We start from the raw sequence: 17,011 nt of genomic DNA, 5'->3' as shown, positions 1-17,011 counted from the left end.
AATTATTTGAAATTAGTCGACGCAAAAATACGCAAAATCAATGTTTTAAGTTTACCGTATTGTTAACAAAAGCTAAATTTGTTCATAAAAAAAAGGCACAAACATTTAAAATATTCGCACCTTTTTTAGTTTTTTACGATATTTTTAGAAGTAAATTATCGTTTTCCCTTATAATAATTCAACAAATTTTGAGTTGAGGAATCATGGCTGTTTGTTGCGCTATTGTTAAATTCCTGCAAAATTTTATTGGCTAATTGCTTTCCTAATTCAACGCCAAATTGATCGTAACTAAAAATATTCCAAATAATACCTTGCACAAATATTTTATGCTCGTACATGGCTATTAATTTTCCTAAGCTTTCGGGGGTTAATTTGTTAATAAAGATGGTATTTGTAGGTTTATTCCCCTTAAAAACCTTGAATGCGATGACATTAGATTGCGTGCTCTCTGCTATAACTTGCTGTTCGGTTTTACCATTTAACAAAGCTTCGGTTTGCGCCAAAAAGTTAGACATTAATTTATCTTGATGGTCTTGGTTACCATGCAACGATTCGGCAAAACCAATAAAATCGGCAGGTATTAATTTGGTGCCTTGATGTATTAATTGGAAAAAGGCATGCTGGGCATTTGTGCCAGGCTCTCCCCAAATTATGGTTCCCGTTTGGTAGTCTATTGGTTTTCCATTTCTATCGACACTTTTACCATTGCTTTCCATGATTCCTTGTTGCAAATAGGTGGCGAACTGGTTTAAGTACTGCGAATATGGAATAATAGCTTCGCTTTCTGCTTCAAAGAAGTTATTGTACCAAACACTAATAAGCGCTAAGATTACTGGGATATTGGAGCTGAAATCTTCATTTTTAAAATGCTCATCCATTTTATGTGCGCCACTTAACAAACTATCGAAATTATCGTAACCGACGGCTAAACTGATGCTTAAACCAACAGCGCTCCATAATGAAAAACGACCACCAACCCAATCCCACATAGGAAAAATATTGTTTTCATCAATACCAAATGCCTTAACGTTTTTAATGTTTGTAGATACCGCCACAAAATGCTTAGCTATGGCGTTTTCTAAAGCCGATTTTAAAAACCATTCTTTAATGGTATTAGCATTTGAAAGAGTTTCTTGAGTTGTGAAGGTTTTTGAAACAATTACAAACAATGTGGTTTCAGGATCTAACTTTTTGATAACCTCGTTGACGTGATCGCCATCTACATTGCTTACAAAATGCGTTGTTAAATGGTTTTTATAATATTGTAAAGCATCAACCACCATAGCTGGGCCTAAATCGGATCCGCCAATACCAATATTAACAATATCGGTGAATGGTTTTCCGGTGTACCCTTTTCTATCGCCGTTTAAAACTTCATTAGTAAAGGTTTTTATTTTTTCTTTTACACCATCAATCTCGGGCATAACATTTACACCATCAACCTTAAAATCGGCTGTTTTAGGTGCTCTAAGCGCTGTGTGCAATACAGCTCTGCCTTCGGTTTTATTTATGGTTTCACCAGAAAACTGACTTTTTATGGCATCTTTCAACTGTACCTCATCGGCCAATTGCAACAAGTATTTTAAGGTTTCCTCTGTAATTCGGTTTTTAGAATAATCAACATAAAAGTCATCCCATTTTATGGTAAAATTATTTGCACGATTAACATCTTTTGCAAATAAATCTTTCATTTGAAGACTTTTAACGTTTTCAAAATGTCCCTGTAATTTTTTCCAGGCGTTTGTGCTTGTTGGATTGTTAGTTGGTAGTGCCATGTTACGAATTTGCTTGAGTGATTACGGGTTGAACAGGTTGGTCTTTTTTTATTTCTGGTTTAAAATACAAATTATCCAATTTATATTTAATAGGTTCGATAAAATCGAGATATTTTACTTTAAGGCTATCTGAAATAGGTTTAGCTTCTGGTAATTTTTGCTTAAAGGGGTCTACTTGTCTACCGTGTTTCCAGAAACGGTAGCAAACGTGCGGACCACCTGTATTCCCCGTCATTCCAACCCAGCCAATAACATCACCCTGCTTAACAAAATCACCAACTTTAGCTTTGCGCCTACTCATGTGCAAATACTGGGTTTCGTATGTCGCATTGTGCCGTATTTTTACATAATTACCGTTACCGCCCCTTCTTCTCGATTCGGTAACCGTTCCGTTGGCGGTAGCCATAATAGGCGTACCTATTGGCGCGGCAAAATCGGTACCTTTATGCGGGCGCACTTTGTAGCCATAAACTGCAATACGCCTTTTTAAGTTGTAGCGCGAAGATATTCGGCTAAACTTTACGGGAGCCTTTAAAAACGCCCGGCGTAAATTCTTGGCTTCCTCGTTAAAATAATCTACTATGCCCTTAACACTATCGGTTTGAAACCTAAAAGCATAAAATGGCTCGCTATTATGCTCAAAATAAGCTGCTTTTACATCGTGTAAACCTGTGTAAATACTATCGTCGATGTACTTATCTGTATAAATTACCTTGAACCGGTCGCCTTTTTGAAGACGCCTAAAATCGATAGTCCATGCATAAATTTCATCGGCCATTTTATAAGCTAGTCTCGGACTTAAACCTTGTTCCTCCAGCGTTTCAGAAATATTACTGTTAATTACACCCGTAGCTGTTTTTTCTACATATTTAATGGGCTTGGTACTAGTGTAGGCATGAATGGAGTCTTGAAAATTAATCACCACAAAATCTTCCAAATTAGGTTGGTAGATAAAACATTTGGGCGTTTCTAAGGAATCCTTAGTGCAAAGTAATGTATAGGGTTTACCAACCTGGAGCCGCCTAATATCGAAAGTATCCCTTGCCTTTTCAGCGATGTGGAAAATTTTGGGATAACCTACTTTGTTGCGCTCTAAAATTTCACCAAAACTATCGCCACTTCTAATAGTGTCTCGCTTTACAATGTAATCGTTGAGTTTAAACCCAAATTCAAAGACTTCCTTGGGCTCTTCTACTACGGCTAATTCATTTTTTTCATTTGTGGGCTTTTTTTCTTCTGTTTTACAGCCCATAAAACTTGCTATGCACACTAGCAAGATTAAACACTTGTTCCCCACTCCTCTTTTTCTTTCTCTGTCCATAAATCTGGAAAAAATATTCTTTTTTGGTATTTTGGGTGCATATACTTTACCCACTCACTTCCTCCTGTGGCTTCTGTTGTTTTCCCTCCAATGTTCAAATAATGATTTGCCGTGTTATAATGTGCCATAACCCATTTTATATTGACGGTATAATCGTAATGGCGCATGGCTTTTATCAAATCTTTATTGGCCTGTGAAGCTTTGGGTAGGGTTTTAAACTTGGTCCACAAATTATTAAATTGATAAAATTTTGTAAATCTAATAAATTCCTCTTTATATCGGGCTTCAAAAGCCGATAAAGTATAAGTCTTTTTTCCTGTTTTGAAGTCTTTGCCGGCCGCTTGCCAATACAGATGCTCAAAAGCATGCTCGTACGATGAATTTCTATCGATTGTATCCCGAAACCGTTTATCGATTAGATTGATAAGCTCGGTAGATGCGAACTCGATTTTTCTGTATTGAGCACTTTGAAAACCGCTGGCTGGTATTAAAGTTGTTCTAAATTTATTGTACTGGTCGATATCCATGCCATCTTTCATAATGCTGAACGACGAAGTAAGCACATCAAAATAGCGACTGATGCGCATAATTTTATCGGTAAAAATATCTACACTTACAGTATCTGCTTTAGCCACCTGCTCGATTTCACTAAGAATCATTTTAAAAAGCAATTCTGAAATTTGGTGGTACATAATAAAAACCTTCTCGTCCGGAAAAACGGTACGCTGTACTTGCAAGTTTAGCAAAGCATCGGTTTGGACATAATCCCAATAATTAATGGGTTTGCTGTGCAGCAAACCCTCCAAATGTGCCTCAACATCTTGGTCAATGGCCTCGTACTTTTCTTTTAGTTTTTTGTTTATGTTGGTTTTCAAAGTCTGTTAATTATTAACTACTATTCTAAAAGGATGCTTAAGCCCTTTAAATGCTTCTAAATCTGCCCTGAGCGAACCTACGGCTAAATCGGCTTTAACACGCAATGGTATTTTATTTTTATCGTTGGATACCCATAAGGTTAAACTTTCTTCTTCTTTAAAAACACGACCTGCCATTACATAGGGTCTAAACTTTAAAGACTTTATAAAACCAAAATCAGTTTCTATAGTTTCTTCACCCAAGTAAATTAGCTTAAAACCATAGCTTTCCTCATCAAAAAACATCTCGACCCTTGCTTCGTCACCAACTTTTAATTCACTGGTATTCAAATTATTCCTTAAATAATAAAATGCAGACACCAAATCCTGAACATTGGGTTTGGTATCGACTACCTTTTTTGTGTTGTGTTTTTTATCGGTTATATAGGCCTTGTTATTGTCTTGATCGAAATTAATCTCTAAATTCTTGGTATATCCGCCTTCGTCTATATCTCTTATAAATTTGTAAGGCTTAATGGTTTTTTTATCAAAATAAGTTTCATACCTGTCTTTCACTTTAAAAAACCATTTAATCATGCCCGTAGTCCAACCTTTGCCTACCACATGGTATACATCTTTGTCGTTCAGTTTAGAATCTTTTACGGTGAGTGTAGCATTACCAGCTTTTAACCAATTGCTATAGCTCATCCTAAATTTAAACCATTCGCCATCACCGAAAGCCGATTCTTGCTGTGCAAAAAGCGCCTGAAACGAAGCAAAAACTGTTAATATTAGTAATATTTTTTTCATTGTATTTGGGACTTGAATAATGTAACTTCTATATACATTATTTATTGTTTTCTGTAAAGAAATTACAATTACTGTTCCAAAAATAAAAATTTTCTTCAAACAGCTTGGTTTTATACTGTTATAGTTCTGTTAGATTTTACGTACATTCTCAAATGTTCGCACAGGCATTTAACCTTGAATTAACTTGGGAAGTATAAACTCACCTGCCGATTACCAAAGCGTGTTACATTAAAAAAACAGGAAACAAAGTTAAAATGAACTTATACTTTTAAATTAAAGCATTTTTAAAGTATTAAGTTCTTGTTCAGTTAAGTGCTTCCAGTGGCCACGTGGAATATCTTTTTTGGTTAAATGCCCAATAGCTACACAATCTAAACTGACGATATCGTAGTTGAAATACTCAAAAATAGTACGGATAATGGTGTTGCCCGTATTTTTTATTTTCAAGCCTATTTCCCGCTTTTTGGCACCATCGATATAACTGATATCTTCAACTTCAATGAGTTTTCCATCAATTTTAAAACCAGCTTGAATTTTCTTAAAATCTTCGTGTTTCAAATTTTTATCTAACTCAATATGAAATAACCGTGGTACGCCTCTTTTAGAATTCGTGAACTTTTTCACAATGGCTTCGTCGTTAGTAAACAACAACAAGCCTTTTGAATTGCGCCCTAATCTACCAATGGGTTTTATGCTGGCGTTAGTTGCATTAGCGACCAAATCCATAACGGTTCGTCCTTTGCTTTCGCTTGTTGTAGTGGCAAAGCCTTTTGGTTTATTAAGTAGTACATAAGCCTTGCTCTCAGGACTAATTCTTGAACCATCGTAACGCACATCGTCGCCTGGCTTTACTTTATAGCCCATTTCGGTAATAACTTTACCGTTAACTGTCACCAAACCAGTGGCGATGTGTACATCGGCCTCACGACGCGAGCATATACCTGCGTTGGCAACATATTTATTTAATCTGATTTCATCAGGATTACTTGGCGTTTTTTGGTTTGGGGCAGACTTTTTAATGGGCGCATTTCCTCTTGCGTAACTCGTAAAACGCTTATTGCCGCTTCCTCGCCCTGATGGCTTTCCTTTTCCTTTACCCCCTTGATGTCTGTTCATGTCAATTAAATTTTATGCAAAGATATACTTAAATATTTTGATTGTGCTTTAAGAGCATTGTTTTGTTCCTTTTCGTAGAAGATAGAACGTGATACTTTTAAATCCGATTTAAAACCACGCTTACTTTTATCATTACAATCGAGAACACACCCGCAACGATTATAAATTTTAAAATATTATGCAGAATCAAGTAGTGTGTTTTGGTTTTTGCCTTCCAAAGTATAAAAAGAAAAAGGAGCAATAAAGCGATACTCAAATAAAGATAAATATACATATAGCCTACATCAAAACTAAAAAGCAGCAAATATGTTGGAACCAAAGTTAGAATGGCCAATATAGTTAACATTACTTTAGAGGCTTTGTCGCCATACACCACTGGTATGGTTTTATAACCCTGTAAGAAGTCGCCTTTTAGGTTTTCTAAATCTTTAGTAAGCTCGCGCATGTAAACCAACAAGAACAAAAACATGGCATGCACAAAAATAACCGTTTCAAAATTTTTATAGTACATAAAAATGGCGAAAAACGGAGTAATGGTTAAAAAGGCGGAGGTTACATTGCCTATGAATGGTCTTTTTTTGAGCTTGTGCGAATAAAACCAAATTCCGAAAATATAAATGGCAAAAAACAATACGGCATTGAACGACACATAGCTTGCCATCACTACGGCCATAAAGTTGAGCACAAAATAAAATGAAAGCTTGGTGTTTTGACTCACGAGTCTGTCCAACTTTGACTTTATGGGACGATTTATTAAGTCTTTTTCTGAATCGTAAAAATTGTTGATAATATAGCCTCCAGCAATTGTGGCTGCCGATGCCAAAACAAGCATTAGTAAATTCACATCAAAAAGCACCTCGTTTAAAGGCCTATCATGTGCCAAAATATAAATAGACGCCAAATATTGAGCAATAACTATAACCAGTACATTATAGCCGCGTACAACAGAAAACATACTAAAAAACTTTAAAAGAATGTATTTCTGCTTCCTACTTAACATAAACGCTTGTTTTAATGTTTTCCCGAAAGCAAAGCTAAGAAAAATACAGTGTTAGAAGTTATAAACGACCTCGAGTTTGTATGCTCCGAGGGCTTTTTTGGCTTTTTCAAAATCTTCAGTAAAGCCTAAAATATAGCCTCCGCCACCAGAACCACATAGTTTTAAGTAATAGGCGTTGGTATCGATACCCTTTTTCCAAAGATCGTGAAACTGCTGCGGTATCATTGGTTTAAAGTGATTAAGCACCACTTTAGAAAGCTGTTTGGTATTTTTAAACAAGGATTTAATATTTCCTTTAAGAAAGTCGTCCACACAAGCATCGGTATGCTTGATAAATTGGGTTTTAAGCATATTTCTGAAACCTTCCTGCTTCATATTTTCCATAAAAAGACTTACCATAGGAGCTGTTTCCCCTATTATGCCACTATCAATTAAGAATACGGCACCTTTGCCTTCTGGTTGCTGTGCAGGAATCCCGGTTGCTTCAATATTATCTTTCGAGTTAATAAGTATAGGAATGCTCAAATAACTGTTTAAAGGATCAAGACCCGATGATTTTCCGTGGAAAAAAGATTCCATAGCCGAAAAAATCGACTTTAATTTTAGTAGCTTCTCGCGTGTTAGATTTTCAAGTACCGTTATTTTATCGAAAGCGTACTTATCATAAATGGCCGCAACCAAAGCACCGCTACTTCCTACACCATAGCCTTGTGGAATAGAGGAATCGAAATACATTCCCGCATTAACATCTTCGGATAACTTATCCATATCAAAACGCACCAAATCACTTTCGATTTTTTCTAAATATGAAGCAAAGCGTTTTAAACTCTCGTTAGATTTTAAGGCATTCACAGAAGTATTGCCGTCATTTTTTAAAGCACCGTTGTAAAAACTGTAAGGAATAGACAGACCTTTGGAATCTTTGATAATGCCATACTCACCAAAAAGTAAAATCTTAGAATAAAATAGAGGTCCTTTCATAATGTTCTTCGGTTTAAGAACGCCTTGTTTAACAAATATACAATTTTTTTAAACAAAAATTGTGTTTATAAAATGTTTTTGGCTCCCAAACCAACAACGTCGCAAATATAATGACCATTTTGACAATACACAACTAATTCATTCTTAATGAATTTCAAAACATGAGCAGCTTCTTTTTCCGGGTACAGCACATGCACATTGGCGCCTGCATCCAACGTAAAACAAACCTTTGAACCTGTATTTTCTCGAAACGTCCAGATTTTATTTATAATTTGAAGGGTATTGGGTTTCATTAAAATAAAGTATGGCATACTAGTCATCATCATGGCATGCAGGGTTAAGGCTTCGCTTTCTACTAATGCAATAAACGCATCCAAATCACCACGCTCAAGAATATTTTTTATTTCTGAAATATTATTTTCAGCCTGCTCAAAACGTTTTTCGGCAAATGGGTGACCGTGCATTAAATTATGCCCTACCGTACTGCTCACTTGTTTTTCGCCTTTATCAACCAATAAAATCGTATCCTGATAATTTTTAAAATTGTCGTGTACTTGACAAGGGTATTTTAAACCAAAGAGGTCGCTGCTACCTTCCACCAAATTATGCGTCCCCCAAACTACTAACTCACCTTCAATACTGCGGCAAGCACTTCCAGAGCCCAATCGAGCCAAAAATGATGCTTTTTTTGTAAAAAACGCTTCGGAAACACCATCACTCAAAGTATTTTCAACACTCATTAAACACAAGGCTAAAGCACTCATTCCCGAGGCCGAGGAGGCAATCCCCGAACTATGCGGAAAGGTATTTTCTGTTTCAATCTTAAAATAATACTGTTTTAAAAATGGCAAATAGGGTTCTATACGTTCAAAAAACGTACTGATTTTTGGCTTAAAACTGTCTTTTTTTTCACCATCTAAAAACACGTCGAATGAAAAATTGTCGTGGCTCTCTTTTTTAGAAAAGCTTAGTTTCGTTATTGTTTTACAATAATCTAGCGTAAAACTTATAGATGGGTTTTCTGGGATTTGGTTTTTCTTCTTTCCCCAATATTTTACTAAGGCAATATTGCTGGGCGATGACCATTGAAAAACACCAGAATCAACTGTTTTTGAATAGGGTTCAGGAATAAAATTACGCTCTGTCATGATTAGGTTTTAGTACCAATTTTAGCAAAAATAGTGATTCCCGATGGCTTTTTTAACTTTCTGCTAGCATTGCTATTAACTTAACCATCGTTTTATTGTTTCTGGCCGTAGCCGTAACTTTTAGTTTCCGTTCGAAAAAATTATTATTCATTTTCGCCTGTCCGTAACCCGTTGAACAGTAAAAATAAACACAGTTTTCGGTTATTGAAAACGTTTCGTTAGGGTAACTTATTTCCTTTAATCTATCGACCAATTCTTTTTCAGGTATCGAATAAAGCATAACAAAATAACTATTTTCTTTCTTTTCCTGTGCAAAAGGACAGGCTTTGAATATTTGCTGAAGTTGGCTTGGTGTCTTCACCAAAACAGGCACCTCGAAATCAAAAGAATCTTTTATCGCTTTTTGGATTTTCCTTTCTATTTTTTGGACATCGTCTTCAGCAGATTGAAAAACAACATTTCCACTTTGAATATAGGTTTTAACCTTTTCGAAACCAGTTTCTGTGAATAATTGACGTAAATTGGCCATCGGGACTTTCTTTTGTCCGCTTACGTTTATACCTCTTAGCAGTGCAATAAAAGTATCCATTTTTACACCATATTTTTAGCAGCAATGAAAGCACCCGTCCATGCATTTTGAAAATTGAATCCGCCAGTAACCGCGTCAATATTTAGGACTTCACCAGCAAAGTATAGATTTTTAACCACTTTGCTCTCAAACGTTTTAAAATTCACCTCTTTTAAGTTTACTCCTCCTGCCGTTACAAACTCTTCCTTAAACGTACTTTTACCGTTTACATTAAAAACAGCTGAAGTAAGCTGACTGGTCAAATCTTCTAAATGCGTTTTGTTTAGGTCTGCCCATCGTGTCTCGACATCTATTTTTGAAGCTAAAACCAACTGATGCCACAACCGTTTGGGCAAATTGAACTGTGTAGATTTATAAACCGTTTTTTTAGCCAATTCCTGTTTTTTTATTTTTAAAATACTCAAACAATCATCAAAAGAATGCCTAATAAAATTGATTTCTATTTGAAACTTGTAATTTCGTTTGGCTAATTCCAACGCACCAAAGGCCGAAAGTTTTAAAATAGAAGGCGCACTCATACCCCAATGGGTAATGAGCAAAGGCCCTTCGCTATATAAATTGGTTTCTAAAACTTTAACCTCAACGTTTTGGGCTACAACCCCAGGAATATCGGCAATACGTCTATCATTTATATTAAAAGTGAAAAGCGAAGGCACTGGTAGCGAGATAGTATGGCCCAACTCTTCTAAAAGACGCCAAATTTTTGGATTACTACCCGTGGCCAACAATACCTTTTCTGCGGAAAACGAGGTTTGGTTGGTTTCTATTTTAAAACTACCATTGGGTTGCGTTATCGATTTTACCGAATGGCTATAAAACACTTCCACATGATGTTTTTTGGCTTCATTTAAAAAGCAATCGATAATGGTTTGCGAAGAATTTGAGACAGGAAACATTCTACCATCTTCTTCAATTTTCAATGCTACGCCACGTTTTTCAAACCATTCAATAGTATCGCCCGTCATAAATTGATGGAAGGGTCCCAGCAATTCCTTTTCGCCACGCGGATAATTCTGAACCAGCTCCTGCGGAATAAACTCGGCATGCGTTACATTACAACGCCCACCACCAGAAATTTTAACCTTGGCCAAGCCTTCTTTTCCACGCTCTAAAATAGCTACGCTTAAATCTGGGTTTTGTTCAGCCACGTTAATGGCTGCGAAAAAACCAGCAGCCCCACCTCCAATTACCACAACGTCTTTTTGATTCATAGTCTATCGGGAAAATCTGAGATAATACCATCAACACCATAATCTTTCATTCGGGCAATGGTTTCTGAATCGTTAACTGTCCATGTATTAATTATATAGCCATCTTGCTGCGCTTTTTTTACGTTCTCGCGTGTTAACAATGCAAAATTAGGATGGATAATTTTAGTGTTTATGGTTTCTGCAAATTCGATAGCTTCAGCTACACTCGCCTTAGTTAAAATCCCTAGCGGAATTTTCTTATTGATTTTATAAACATGTTCCAACTCGTGATGCTGGAAACTGGACACAATAAAATCACTATAACTCCAGCCTTTTTCTCTTGTATAGGCCTCTATAACCTCACAGGTTTTAGCTGCGGTACCACGCCCTTTCAATTCAATATTTAACAAACATTTTTTATCAATGAGATTTAAGACTTCCTGTAAAGTAGGTATCTCAAACTCCTCCATTACACGTAGTTGTTTTAACTCAGATAGCGTATGTTTTCTTACTTCACCAGTACCGTTGGTTACACGATCTAGAGTAAAATCGTGAAATACAACTAATTCGCCAGAGGCACACAGATGTACATCAATTTCAATTCCGTCAACATTGAAACTTAATGCTTTTTCTATCGACGGAATGGTGTTTTCTGCAATATATGCCAATGCACCTCTATGCCCCATTTTTAAACATACTTTAGTCTTCATTTTTTATTCTTTGGCCGCATAAGACCTTCTTGTGCTACCGAAGCAATTAGTTTACCCTCCCGAGTAAAAATGTTTCCTCTTGCAAAACCTCGCGCATTTGATGTACTTGGCGATTCCATGGAAAACAATAGCCAATCATCAAAATTAAAATCTCTAAAATACCACATCGAGTGGTCTAAACTGGCGGTTTGGGTGTTGCCCCAGTTAGCCTGACTGGCATGTGGGTTTAATGCCGACACCAAAATATTATAATCTGAAATATAGGTTAGTATTTGCTGTTTTTTAGCCAAATCCAAACCACTTACATCGCCTTTTAACTTAAACCATACATCGGTAAATGGTGGCAAATCTATTTGCTCTAATGGATTAGGAATTTCTGTTGGTTTAAACTCCACGGGACGGTCTATCTCAAAAAACGATTTCAGGCTTTTTGGTAAAAAATCACCAAATTGATGTAAAATATCGGTCCAACTCAAAAGTTCTTCTGGCTGCTTTAAGCCTTTTTTTATGTCTATTTGATGGTTATAGCCTTCTTCTTTTTTATGGAAAGAGGCCGATAAAATAAAAATTGTATTGTCTTTTTGATGCGCTGTTACCCGACGAACTGAAAAACTACCGCCATCACGAACCTTGCTAACGTTATAAGTGATTGGCTGGTTTAAATCGCCCGGTTCCAAAAAATAAGCATGCATGGAATGGAGAATCCTTTTATTGGTAATGGTCCTGCTTGCTGCGTTAATAGCCTGTGCCAATACCTGACCACCGAAAACTATTGGGCTCCCTACAGTTTTGCTTACCCCGTTAAACTCGCTTTCGGTCACTTTTTCTAATATCAGCAAATTCAATAAATCATCAACTGTGGTCATCTATAACTCAATTTTTATGAGTATAAAGCTATTAAATTATTAAAGCTTTTTAATCATCTTTTAAAAATAGTTTAAGAATTTTAATTTCACATTACATTGTAAAGTGAGTACTTTGGTTTAAAATTTAGATTCATGGTTTATCAGATTCCGAAAATATGGTATGTTTTATTTATGTTAAGTTCGTGTAATACAGGAAAACTAAACGTAGTTGCAAATTTACCAAGCCAATTAAAAGAAGCTTCGGCGGTTGAAACCATTACGAATTCCGATTTACTCTGGACGATTGAAGATGCCGGAAACGAAAGCACTATTTACGGCTTTAATAAGCGGGGTAATTTAATAAAAACCATAAATATTAAAAATGCCGTAAATATTGATTGGGAAGATTTAACATCAGACCACGAAGGTCATCTTTACATTGGCGATTTTGGAAACAACAATAAAAAAAGGAAACATTTTACAATTTATAAAGTATCGGATTTTGAAACAAATAATTCCACAGCCAAAACTATAGGATTTAGGCTTCCTAAGGGTGTAAATACAGAAGATTTTGAAGCCTTTTTTCTTTTTAACGACAACTTTTACATTTTTAGCAAAGAGAACAAAACGAGCATTTTATTAAAAGTGCCTAATACGGTTGGAGAACATACAGCTGAATTGATCGCTGACTTTAACCTTGAAGGGAAACATCACAAAATAACTTCGGCCGATATTAGTGACGATGGCAAAACCGTTGTGCTTTTAAACCACGACAAACTATGGAAAATAACGAACTTTGAATCGGATTCGTTTTTTAAAGGTCACATAAAAGAACTTGAATTTAAACACGATTCGCAAAAAGAAGGGGTTTGCTTTAAGAACAATAAAAGTGTTTACATTACCGATGAAAGAAACAAAAGTGAAGGCGGGAATTTATACACTTTTAGCTTAAAAATTTAAACCAAACGCAAAAGAAAACCTTAAACCTTCCACGCTATTAAAAAAGTTGAACGTTCCAGAAAGACTTTCAGCTGCTGTAATCCAAAAACCACCACCGTAATCGTTGTGCCATTTTTCAGAAAAATCATTCTTTAGCCATACGCGCCCAACATCGGCACCACCAAAAACACCAATTTGAAACGGCAATGTTCTCGTTTTAAAAGATGGGAAACTGTACCGCAAATCGGTACTACCAACCAATGCATTTTTACCAGTAAAACGTTCGGTTCTATAACCGCGGAGGCCATTATCGCCACCTATATTGGCCGCTTGGTAAAACAGCAAATCGTCTCCCATTCGCCATTGGGTTCGCAAATCGGATTTTAAAACCAATTTTTTATTTGTGGTTAACGCATTATAGAAGCCAATACTGGAATTTAGGTAACCATAGGTGTTTTTTGTTTCCTTAAACTCGGTTTTACCTCCAATTTGAAAATTAAAAACCATCCCTCTTTTCGGGTTTATTTTATCGTCGTAACTTTGATAATCAAACTGGGCTTCGAGGCCTCCAAAAAAACGTCGTTTGTAAAAATTGGAATTACTTATTGGTACAAAATCAGCTATAAAACGATTTTCGGTGTCTTCTATTTCTATTCCTTCAAAAACAGCCCTAACACCATAGTTGCTACCAAAATCGCCTTTTTTAAAAACGCCTGCATTTAATGCGTAAACACCTGTTTTAACACGATTGAAATCCAAACCGAGTTCACCATCATTGTTTTTCGTTTCGTTTCCATATCCAAAAAAATTATTAGTGTAGTTTTCGGAAGTAAACTGGCTGCCAACATGCAAGTTCCAATCACCAAAAACATTAGCAAACTCCCCATTGTAATCAAGGGAAAATCCTCCAGTAGCGAAATAATACCCACCTTTAAATTTATGTTGCCTCGAAAAAGGGTTACGCTGAAACCCTTTAGTTGTTAAAGCATAAGATAATCCCACTAAAAATCCATCATCAGGATTAAAACCAATCGCAGGAGTAATTAAGCTAGTTTTTGTAATGTTTTTATTAAAATCGAATAGGTTTAACCCGTAAATATCCGTTAATCTTATTCGTGCACCCTTATTTTCCTTAATCGTATTTTTTTTGCTCTTATGGTCGTAAACCCTAATACGTTTACCATTTCTTATGATGTACGAGTCGTTATCCTGTCCACCAATGAGCCTCATAAAAATATACTTGTTCGTTTTACCTTTAACCTCAAACACATCCTTATCGTCGAGCCCATAAACCCATATTTCTTTAGTAATTCCTTTATTAAAGGTTCGATCTACAATAACCTTATCCTTTTCGCCATCAATTATACGAGTGATTTTCACATGGGTTTCGTCATTATTCTTTCGTGTTATTTCAAAATAGTCGTCTTTATCGGTGCCCGTTAAAATCACCAATTTATTTAAATGATTGTAATATCGTTCGGCAATATCCCGAAGATTGTCCCGCCTTCCCTTAAGCTTTTCTTTTACCTGGCTTAATGTTTTGTCTTGAACTGCTTTAGGAACCTTTAAAAAAGCTTTATCTATAACGGCATCTGTAAGGTGTTCTTGAATAAATTTTGCTTGTTCAACCCAGGTGTCTTTTTCTGATTTTTGAACTAAAATGCGGTCTAATTTAATACCTGCACTGTTCATCCAATTTATATTCTTGAGGGTCTCGTCGTAAACTTGAAGTTGCTTTGTTGAACCAGAAATAATGCGCATCACATCAAGCAATGCTCCATCAAAATTAGAGAACACCTGATCTCTATCGCGCGGAATCGGTCTATAAAAATGGTCACCGTTATCCATATCAAACTGTGCCCAACGCCATTGGTCTTGATGTCTGTCCCAATCGCCTATAAGCATATCGAACAAACGCGCCTTTATAAAGGCATTTTCTTCAATTTTATGTTCTTCATCTTCTCTTATTTTTTCAATAATATCATGTGTACTCTCAATATCGTTAGCATAACCAAAAGTTTTTTGTTTAGCATAACTTTTTTCGGGACGTTCTTCAACCATATAAAGTTCGCCACCATATTCTTCATTGAAATCGCCCAAATGTTTATGCTTAGGTATAAAAAACAGATTCGGATTGGTGTGCATTACACTTACGGCATCAGACAACTCTGGAACAACCATAAACGCATAAGGATGGGCTGCTGTGTAAAAATCCAAAATAAGTTCTTCTACCGCTGTTTTTTCAAACTCGTCTTGCACGTAAGTATCCTTAAAAAGTACAGTTTGCAAGTATTGTGTGGCACTCTTTCTCAAGGCTCTCATGTTGAGTTCATGGCCATCTTTTGTTTTTAACCGCAACGAACGTGTTTGATGCCCACCTCCTTTTCTAACAATTTCCAAGCCACCAAAAAGCGTATCCAAAGTAGCAACTTTCGCCTTTATTTTTGTGCTGTAAACATCGCGATAGTGATCGCCCCAAACAGATTTAAAAAAACCTGAAACATCGGTTTCTTCCTTTGAATAAATGGAGACTTCTACAGTTTTTGGAAAAGTATCCGGTAGTTCTGAAACATCATACGATGTTTTAGGTGGGTGAACTTCAGTTGTAAACAATAATTTGGGTTCGCCATTTTCCTCTCCAAAATACCTTGCCCAACTGCTTCCGTCCTTAAAAACCGTTAACTCGGAAAACCCTTGTTTCCCATATGAAAACAGTCCGTTATTTTTCAAGCCAACAGAAGATTCTTTGGCACCAGACCCTGCAACAATTTGCTTTACACCTTCCCCCTCAATATATTGTAAAGTATGCTCATGTCCAGAAACAAACACAAGGTTTTTGGAATCGATAGCCATAGTTTCCAATCGGCTCATTAGCTCTTGATAGCGCTCGTTATACCTATCCTGCGGAGATACTCCGCCTTGCGTTCGTATTTGAGCCACCAACGAGGCGATGCCAGGCATTGGTATTTTTTTTTGTAACGGGTAAAGATGTTTATTAATCGCATAGTTTCCGCCGTGGATACCATTTGTATACATAGGGTGATGCATAGCAAACACAATGGTTTTATTTTGAGCTTTTTTTAACTCACCCTCTACTTCCTGCAAAAAACGTTCTCTCGTTTTTATCTCACACTTGTCGTTTATCGCTGGGTGGTGGTTCCAATTTTCAAGATACCACTGCGTATCGATAATAATTAATTGTATGGTTTCACCAATATCAATGCTTTCAAGCGGACAACCATTTTCTGGTTGAAACGTGTTTTTCCCCAAAGCATCTTCTATGTATTCTTCTTGCCGTTTTAACCCCTTTAACCCATTGGCATACCAATCATGATTTCCCGGAATGAAAAGAACCTCGCCTTTAAAATTTTTGACGGCATTTATCTGGGCATGCAATCCATTTTCGGCGGTTACCCTGTTCTTATCATCCTTTTTGGGCAAACCAGAAGGGTAAACGTTATCTCCCAAAAAAAGAACATAATCCTCTTCTTTTGAAGTTCCAATAATATGTTTATTGAAAGCTTTTAAGGCTTTAGACATACCCCCGGAAGGCGACAAACCTGCATCCCCAATTAAATAAAATGTTTTATCTACCTCTTTATTAGGAAAAGTAACATCATCATGATATTCATTGGCATACTGCGGCTTATAAGTTGCACACGCACCTACAACAAAAAATAACACCAAAGCCAGTATACATCTAACTGTTTTCATTTTCCGCCTTTTCTGAAAC

The 17,011-nt window shown here is 36.3% G+C and carries 14 protein-coding genes; 1 reads left to right on the top strand and 13 read right to left on the bottom strand.

Annotated features, from left to right (window positions below; genetic code table 11):
• Positions 1–155 precede the first annotated feature (155 nt).
• The 12 genes from pgi to GSB9_02362 form a co-directional block, all read right to left on the bottom strand.
• On the bottom strand, positions 156–1,775 hold the full coding sequence (gene pgi / locus GSB9_02373; GenBank protein UKM65802.1) for a glucose-6-phosphate isomerase: 1,620 nt from the start codon (positions 1,773–1,775) through the stop codon (positions 156–158).
• 1 nt (position 1,776) lies between these two features.
• Positions 1,777–3,027 (bottom strand): peptidoglycan DD-metalloendopeptidase family protein, encoded by a 1,251-nt coding sequence (locus GSB9_02372; GenBank protein ID UKM65801.2) that lies wholly within the window; start codon positions 3,025–3,027, stop codon positions 1,777–1,779.
• A 26-nt stretch (positions 3,028–3,053) separates the two neighbouring features.
• Positions 3,054–3,971 (bottom strand): tryptophan 2,3-dioxygenase family protein, encoded by a 918-nt coding sequence (locus tag GSB9_02371; GenBank protein ID UKM65800.1) that lies wholly within the window; start codon positions 3,969–3,971, stop codon positions 3,054–3,056.
• A gap of 6 nt (positions 3,972–3,977) precedes the next feature.
• On the bottom strand, positions 3,978–4,760 hold the full coding sequence (locus GSB9_02370) for a DUF3108 domain-containing protein (GenBank protein UKM65799.2): 783 nt from the start codon (positions 4,758–4,760) through the stop codon (positions 3,978–3,980).
• A gap of 273 nt (positions 4,761–5,033) precedes the next feature.
• Entirely contained in the window at positions 5,034–5,876 is an 843-nt protein-coding gene (locus GSB9_02369; protein ID UKM65798.1) for a pseudouridine synthase, read from the bottom strand.
• Between the two features lie 97 nt (positions 5,877–5,973).
• The gene (locus GSB9_02368) at positions 5,974–6,876 is read right to left on the bottom strand and encodes a geranylgeranylglycerol-phosphate geranylgeranyltransferase (GenBank protein UKM65797.1); all 903 of its coding nucleotides are present in this window, start codon (positions 6,874–6,876) and stop codon (positions 5,974–5,976) included.
• A gap of 51 nt (positions 6,877–6,927) precedes the next feature.
• Positions 6,928–7,857 carry a mevalonate kinase gene (locus GSB9_02367; GenBank protein ID UKM65796.1) on the bottom strand — a complete coding sequence of 310 codons (930 nt, stop codon included), beginning with the start codon at positions 7,855–7,857 and terminating at the stop codon, positions 6,928–6,930.
• Between the two features lie 65 nt (positions 7,858–7,922).
• Entirely contained in the window at positions 7,923–9,005 is a 1,083-nt protein-coding gene (gene mvaD, locus GSB9_02366; GenBank protein ID UKM65795.1) for a diphosphomevalonate decarboxylase, read from the bottom strand.
• A gap of 52 nt (positions 9,006–9,057) precedes the next feature.
• Positions 9,058–9,594 carry a DUF1697 domain-containing protein gene (locus tag GSB9_02365; protein ID UKM65794.1) on the bottom strand — a complete coding sequence of 179 codons (537 nt, stop codon included), beginning with the start codon at positions 9,592–9,594 and terminating at the stop codon, positions 9,058–9,060.
• A gap of 2 nt (positions 9,595–9,596) precedes the next feature.
• Positions 9,597–10,805: an NAD(P)/FAD-dependent oxidoreductase gene (locus tag GSB9_02364; GenBank protein ID UKM65793.1), complete on the bottom strand. Its 1,209-nt coding sequence runs from the start codon at positions 10,803–10,805 to the stop codon at positions 9,597–9,599.
• On the bottom strand, positions 10,802–11,494 hold the full coding sequence (locus GSB9_02363; protein UKM65792.2) for a glycerophosphodiester phosphodiesterase: 693 nt from the start codon (positions 11,492–11,494) through the stop codon (positions 10,802–10,804). Before GSB9_02363 ends, GSB9_02364 begins: the two co-directional genes overlap by 4 nt.
• Entirely contained in the window at positions 11,491–12,360 is an 870-nt protein-coding gene (locus GSB9_02362) for an acyl-CoA thioesterase II (protein ID UKM65791.1), read from the bottom strand. Before GSB9_02362 ends, GSB9_02363 begins: the two co-directional genes overlap by 4 nt.
• A gap of 132 nt (positions 12,361–12,492) precedes the next feature.
• Here GSB9_02362 and GSB9_02361 point away from each other — a divergent pair, with 132 nt between their 5' ends.
• Positions 12,493–13,299: a hypothetical protein gene (locus GSB9_02361; protein UKM65790.1), complete on the top strand. Its 807-nt coding sequence runs from the start codon at positions 12,493–12,495 to the stop codon at positions 13,297–13,299.
• Here the strand turns inward: GSB9_02361 and GSB9_02360 are convergent.
• Positions 13,288–16,992: a metallophosphoesterase gene (locus GSB9_02360; GenBank protein UKM65789.1), complete on the bottom strand. Its 3,705-nt coding sequence runs from the start codon at positions 16,990–16,992 to the stop codon at positions 13,288–13,290. The two genes, GSB9_02361 and GSB9_02360, sit on opposite strands and share 12 nt — an antisense overlap.
• Positions 16,993–17,011: the final 19 nt, after the last annotated feature.

The organism is Flavobacteriaceae bacterium GSB9, assembly GCA_022749295.1.
Lineage (GTDB): Bacteria > Bacteroidota > Bacteroidia > Flavobacteriales > Flavobacteriaceae > Flavisericum.
The sequence above is the reverse complement of the archived record's forward strand: the minus strand, read 5'-3'. Positions and strand labels throughout refer to the sequence as shown.

Coding starts and splice junctions, on each gene's coding strand:
- pgi (UKM65802.1), bottom strand. CDS start 1,775: ATGGCACTACCAACTAACAATCCAACAAGCACAAACGCCTGGAAAAAA.
- GSB9_02372 (UKM65801.2), bottom strand. CDS start 3,027: ATGGGCTGTAAAACAGAAGAAAAAAAGCCCACAAATGAAAAAAATGAA.
- GSB9_02370 (UKM65799.2), bottom strand. CDS start 4,760: ATGAAAAAAATATTACTAATATTAACAGTTTTTGCTTCGTTTCAGGCG.
- GSB9_02369 (UKM65798.1), bottom strand. CDS start 5,876: ATGAACAGACATCAAGGGGGTAAAGGAAAAGGAAAGCCATCAGGGCGA.
- GSB9_02368 (UKM65797.1), bottom strand. CDS start 6,876: ATGTTAAGTAGGAAGCAGAAATACATTCTTTTAAAGTTTTTTAGTATG.
- GSB9_02367 (UKM65796.1), bottom strand. CDS start 7,857: ATGAAAGGACCTCTATTTTATTCTAAGATTTTACTTTTTGGTGAGTAT.
- mvaD (UKM65795.1), bottom strand. CDS start 9,005: ATGACAGAGCGTAATTTTATTCCTGAACCCTATTCAAAAACAGTTGAT.
- GSB9_02365 (UKM65794.1), bottom strand. CDS start 9,594: ATGGATACTTTTATTGCACTGCTAAGAGGTATAAACGTAAGCGGACAA.
- GSB9_02364 (UKM65793.1), bottom strand. CDS start 10,805: ATGAATCAAAAAGACGTTGTGGTAATTGGAGGTGGGGCTGCTGGTTTT.
- GSB9_02363 (UKM65792.2), bottom strand. CDS start 11,494: ATGAAGACTAAAGTATGTTTAAAAATGGGGCATAGAGGTGCATTGGCA.
- GSB9_02362 (UKM65791.1), bottom strand. CDS start 12,360: ATGACCACAGTTGATGATTTATTGAATTTGCTGATATTAGAAAAAGTG.
- GSB9_02361 (UKM65790.1), top strand. CDS start 12,493: ATGGTTTATCAGATTCCGAAAATATGGTATGTTTTATTTATGTTAAGT.
- GSB9_02360 (UKM65789.1), bottom strand. CDS start 16,992: ATGAAAACAGTTAGATGTATACTGGCTTTGGTGTTATTTTTTGTTGTA.